Source organism: Methylobacterium sp. D48H (assembly GCF_053345715.1).
In genome coordinates this window covers 1-2,590 of record NZ_JBKFAP010000063.1, presented here as the reverse complement: position 1 = coordinate 2,590, position 2,590 = coordinate 1, and the positions used below count along the sequence as shown (strand labels likewise).

The following is a 2,590-nucleotide window of genomic DNA, read 5'->3' as shown; positions in this document are numbered from 1 at the left end:
CGGCACCGTCGCGGGCGGCCTGACCAACACCGGCACGGCCCTCAACACCGGCGCCATCGGTGGTGGCGCGGCCAACAGCGGCAGCCTGGTCAACGCCGGCACCCTCGCGGGCGGGCTGACCAACACCGGCACCGCCCTCAACACCGGCACCATCGGTGGTGGCGCGGCCAACAGCGGCGTCCTGAGCAACAGCGGCGCCATCGGCGGCGGCGTGGCCAACACCGGCTTCCTCGCCACCAGCGGCACCATCAGCGGCGGCCTGACCAATGCCGGCACCGTGCTCGCCAGCGCCGGCCGCATCGACGGCGCCATCGCCAACAATGCCGGCCTGCTCGCCGTCGCCGGATCCGTGGCCAGCGGCGGCCCCTTCGCCAACGCCGCCGGCGCGACGCTCGCCGTCACCACGGGCGGCAGCTACAGCCTCGCCGGCCCCCTCGCCAATGCCGGCCTCGTCGCCGTCGCCCAGAGCGCCAGCCTCACCGCCTCCGGCGGCCTCAGCAACGCCGGCCTGGTGGCCAGCGACGGCACCCTCACCGCCGACCTGACCAACACCGGCATCGCCCGCCTGTCCGGCCAGTTCAACGGCACGCTCACCAATGCCGGCCTCGTGCAGATCACCGGCCCGCTCGCCGGGCTCACCGGCCTGACCAACACCGGCGCCCTCGACCTCGGCGGCACCGCCCTCACGCTCACCGACCTCGCCGGCCCGGCCTCCGCCGTCCTGGGCAACGGCGCCCTCACGGTCTCCAATGCGGCCGCCTCGACCTACGCCGGCGCCATCCTGGAGACCGCGAGCCCGACCAGCCTGACCAAGGCCGGCCCCGGCACGCTCCTGCTCACCGGCTCCGGCCTCTTCTCCGGCCCGACCACAATCCAGGCCGGCACCCTCTCCCTCAACGGCCTCTGGACCTCGCCGGTCACGGTCGCGGCCGCCGGCACCCTGCGCGGCATCGGCACCATCGCGGCCCCGGTCACGGTCGCGGGCGCCCTGCGGCCGGGCAACTCCCCCGGCACGCTCACCGTCCTCGGCCCGGTGGCGTTCGTCCCCGGCAGCAGCCTCGGCCTCGACATCGACGGCCCGGGCACCGGCACCGGCGCGGGCAGCTACGCCCGCCTGCTGGCACTGGGCCCGACCGGCACGGTCTCGGCCAGCGGCACCCTGGTGCCGGAGCTGCGCGGCATCACCGGCAACGCCACGAACAGCTTCACCCCCGCGCTCGGCCAGCGCTTCGGCGTGCTCACCGCGCAGGCCGGGCTGTCGGGCTCGTTCAGCGGGCTCGCCCAGCCGGCGGCGGGCCTGCCGGCGGGCACGCGCCTCGACGCGCTCTACGCCGCTACCGGCCTCGACCTCGTGGTCACGCCCGCCGCCTACGGCAACCTCGCAGGCCTCGGCCTCGCCCAGACCGGCAACGCCCGGGCCGTGGGCGCGGCCCTCGACCTCGCCCGCCCGGCGGCCGGCACGCGGCCGGACGCGGCGCGGGCGCGGGTGTTCGACCCGCTCTACGCGGCCGGCCCGGCGACGCTGCCGGGCGGCCTGGCGAGCCTGTCGGGCCAGAGCTACGGCGACGCGGTGATGACCGACCTCGCCGCGCGCCGTCTGCTCTCCGACACGATCGACCGGCACCAGCGCGGGCTGGGCGGGGGCGCGGGCGCGTTCAGCGCGGGCGATCCGGGCCCGGGCCCGAACCGCACGGCGCTGCAGGTGCGCGGCGGCGCCGGGGCGGCGGAGCGGCCGCTTGCGGTGGGCGAGGGCCGGGTCTGGGCCGACGCGCTGTACGGGTTCGGCGCGCGCGCGGGCGACCGGGCGGCGGCGGGCGCCGGCTTCGACGCGGGCGGGCTGCTGATGGGCGTCGACCGCCAGGTCGGGGCGGACACGCAGGTGGGCGGTGCGTTCAGCTACCTGCGCGCGGGCGGCACGTCGCGGGGCGCGGGGCTGGGTCGGTTCACCACCGACAGCTACGGCGGGACGCTGTACGCGAGCACGCGGCTGGGCGCGGTGGTGCTGCGGGGCACGGCGGGGGTGTCGTACGCGGACGGGCGGGTGGACCGGACGGTGGCGCTGGGCGCGGCGGTGTCGCAGGCGTCCGGGCTGTCGTCGGGCTGGAACGGCGGGGTGTCGGGCTTTGCCGGCTACGCGCTGGCGACCGGCCTGCCGGTCGAGGTCGTGCCGGAGGTGGGCTTCAGCTACGACCGGCTGACGCGGGGCCGTGTGTCCGAGCGGGGCGGTCTGGTCGGGCAGGGCTTCGGCGGGCAGGGCTTCGCGGTGGCCGACCTCGACGCGGCGCGCAGCCTGGTCGGCGGGCGGGTGACGAGCTGGGCGGTGGCGGGCATTCCGGACCTGCGCCTGGAGGGTCGGGCGTACTGGGCGCACGAGCTGGCCGACACGGCGGCGGTGGTTCGCTCGAGCCTGTTCGGGGCGGGGTTCGCGGGCCGGACGAGCGCGCTGGGCCGGGACGGCGCGGTTCTGGGGGTGAGCCTGACGGGGGCGGTCGCCGAGGGCGTGCGGCTGTCGGTGGGCTACACCGGCGACGTCCGCCCGGGCGCCACCGCCCAGGTGTTCACCGCAGGCCTCCAGGCCGCGTGGTGAGGG

1 protein-coding gene is annotated in these 2,590 nt (G+C 77.7%); it reads left to right on the top strand.

Annotated features, from left to right (window positions below; translation table 11 throughout):
* A partial coding sequence (locus ACLBX8_RS31435; protein ID WP_447716393.1) for an autotransporter outer membrane beta-barrel domain-containing protein occupies positions 1–2,587 on the top strand: 2,587 nt, incomplete at its 5' end.
* Between the last annotated feature and the right edge of the window lie 3 nt (positions 2,588–2,590).